General features: G+C 71.6%; 2 protein-coding genes and 1 pseudogene. All 3 read left to right on the forward strand.

Annotated elements, in window-relative coordinates; translation table 11 throughout:
* Window positions 1-706, forward strand: a pseudogene (locus tag VN779_RS01510) (hypothetical protein); the annotation flags it as partial.
* Window positions 707-837: 131 nt separating this feature from the next.
* The gene (locus VN779_RS01515; protein WP_325719368.1) at window positions 838-2,391 is read left to right on the forward strand and encodes a helix-turn-helix transcriptional regulator; all 1,554 of its coding nucleotides are present in this window, start codon (window positions 838-840) and stop codon (window positions 2,389-2,391) included.
* A gap of 70 nt (window positions 2,392-2,461) precedes the next feature.
* Window positions 2,462-3,042 (forward strand): NAD(P)/FAD-dependent oxidoreductase (locus VN779_RS01520; RefSeq protein ID WP_325719370.1); only part of this gene is annotated, 581 nt, incomplete at its 3' end.

Consider the following 3,042-nt stretch of genomic DNA (forward strand, 5'->3'; position numbering starts at 1 on the left):
GTTGGCTGTTGCCGGCGCTGCGGCTGTGATTGCTGCCTTGGTGGTCATCCTCGGGGTAATCCTCGGGCCGCCGAAACACTCGCCGCGCGCGGCACCGAACCCCACCGCATCGTCCTCGCTCGGCGCCCGAGGGCCAATTACCAGCGGATCCGGAGGGGCCTCGATCGCTACCAGCAGTCCCCACGGCACCGTCACGTCCGCCCCCGGATCTGGTGGCGCAGCACCGCGGCCGGGCGGCGCGGCACCGCGGCCGGGCGGCGCAGCCCAGACGCCGGCTGCCGGGTTATCTCAGGGAGTCGCCGCGGCGGCGGCCGGCGGGACGCCCCTGGCAGCCGCCGGACCGGCCGGAAATGCCGCACCGTCAGCGGGGCAGCAACCGGCGGCAACCAGCACGGCCCCGGCCGCCCCGGCACCGCCGGCGAGCCCATCACCCGTCACCGTTCGAGAAGTCGTCGCCGTCGCCATCCCCGACCCGGCCGCCTCGGTGACCATGGTGGTGCCGACGCAATGGACGATCGAGGCCGTCGATGCCGCCGGTATCGCGGTGACCGGCTGCACGGGGCTGCACACGACAACCGTGCACTGCCTCAATCTCGGGGTCGGCCGGACGCTCGCGGTGCAGGTGCAAGGCATCCGAACGCCAGGCGCGGTGCTCCACGTCAGTGCAGTGGGGCTGGGTGGCGGTGTGCGCGACTACCCACTGTGAGACCGGCGGTCTCGCGCGACAAACGACGGGCATCCTGAACGGTCAGTCACGGGTACGACGACCGCAAGCGACTGGGTATACACGCCGTCCGCGCCGGTTACTGTGCGACGCCGCCTCGATGCGTGGATGCTGTGAGTGTGCGACCGGGCGGCGGGGCCGCGCTCGAGGAGGAGGCGCGAGCGCGGTATCTCGACCTTGACTTCCCCGCGGCGATAGCGGCGTGGGAACGGTCCTACGCGGCCTACCGCGCGGATGGCGACGCGGTGGGCGCGGTGCGCATGGCGCGCACGCTGGCGGGCATGCACGGTCAGATCACTGGGGATGTCGCAGTGATGAGCGGCTGGTTGGCCCGGGCGAAGACGCTGCTCGCCGCTGCCGGCGAATCCGCCGAATCGGGCTGGGTGGCGCTGAACACGGCGATGTTCGAGGGTGAGCGCGCTCGTCGGCACGCGCTGCTGCACGACGCGATCGGCGTCGCGCACAGGTACCACGACACAAATCTCGAGTTCACCGCGATGGCCTACCTCGGCGCGAGCCTCGTGCACGACGATCGCACTGACGACGGCATGCCACTTCTCGACGAGGCCCTCGCCGCGGTCGTCGGGGACGAGGTAGACGACGTTTGCGCCGTCGAGGAGATCTTCTGCCAGCTGTTCGCGGCCTGCGAGTACGCGCACGACGTTCGTCGCGCGGACGAGTGGATCCGGGTGGGTGAAGCCGTCGCCGCGCGGTACCGGTTGCCGGCGGTGACCGCGTTCTGCCATACGCACTACGGCGGGGTACTCACTGCCGCCGGCCGCTGGCCGGAGGCCGACACGGCGTTGACGGAGGCCGTCCGGTTGTGGGGCCTGGGTCGCCGCACCGCGCAGCGACGAGGTGCCGCGGTCCGGCTTGCGGACCTGCGCGTGCGGCAAGGCCGCATCGAGGAGGCCGAGCAGCTGCTCGCCGAGGTAACCGCCGATGCCGAGGCCGCGCTCCCACTAGCCGCGATACACCTGGCCCGCGGCGAGACGACGCGGGCGGCAGACGTGCTCGACCGCGGATTGGCGCAGCTGCCACTGGACAGCGCGGTCGCGGCACCGCTGCTCGCGATGCTCGTCGACGTACACCTCGCGGCCGGCCACGCCACCGATGCCGCCTCCGCAGCCGAGCGGCTGGCGGCCATCGCCGCCCGCCACCGCGGCCCGTTCCTCACAGCGTCAGCGGCGTTAGCGCAGGGCAGTGTCGCGTTGGCTGGCGGGCTCGGCGACGACGCGCGTACCTGCTTGCGTGAGGCGTTGGCCGGTTTCGCCGGCGCCGAGCTGCCAATGGAACTTGCCCGCACCCGGCTCGCGCTCGCGGCCGCGCTTGCGAAAGACCGGCCGGAAGTCGCGCTGGCCGAGGCGCGTGCCGCGTTGGCCGGTTTCGAGCGGTTGCGGGCCGCTCGGCATGTCGATGCGGCTGCGGCATTGCTTCGCTCGCTCGGCGTCCGACCAAACACCGCGATACGCACCGACGGGCGGCTGACCGCCCGCGAGGCAGAGGTGCTCGCCCTGCTCGGGCATGGCCTGTCCAACCCGGAGATCTCCGACCGACTGTTCATCAGCCGCAAGACCGTCGAGCACCACGTCGCCAACGTGCTGGCGAAGCTCGGCCTGCGCAGCCGTGCTGAGGCGGCCGCGCACGCGGCCCGGACCGCGAAATAGGGGATCTCACCGATCCCGAACCGTGCGAGCCGCGCCATTCTCTGCGCAACTCGTTCGAGAGGAATGCGCGATGTATGACGCGATCGTCGTCGGCGCTCGTTGCGCCGGCTCCCCTACCGCGATGTTGCTCGCCCGGCAGGGTTATCGGGTGCTGCTGGTCGACCGGGCCGAGTTCCCAAGCGACACAGTGTCCACGCACGTGGTGCAGGCACCGGCCGTCGCCGCCTTGCATCGCTGGGGGCTGCTCCCGGAGGTCGTCGCCTCGGGCGCGCCGCCGATCAACACCTACTCGTTCGATTTCGGTCCGCTGCAGATCACCGGTAGGCCCCAGCCCGTGGACGGCTTCTCCGCCGCGTACGCGCCACGCCGCACCGTCCTCGACAAGATCCTCGTCGACGCCGCAGTGCGTGCCGGCGTGGAGCTACGCGAGCGGTTCAGCGTCGATGGGTACCTGGTCGAGGACGGCGCCGTGGTCGGTGTCCGCGGTCACGAATACAACGGCGCGGCCGGCGTCGAGCGGGCCCATGTCGTGATCGGCGCGGACGGTCGCAACTCGGAGCTGGCCCGGACCGTGCACGCCAAGGCGTATGCGGAGAAGCCGCGCGCACAGTGGGCGTACTACACCTACTTCCGCGACCTGCCGGTCGACGG

The organism is Actinocrinis sp. (genome assembly GCF_035605935.1).
In the GTDB taxonomy this organism is placed as follows: domain Bacteria; phylum Actinomycetota; class Actinomycetes; order Streptomycetales; family Catenulisporaceae; genus Actinocrinis.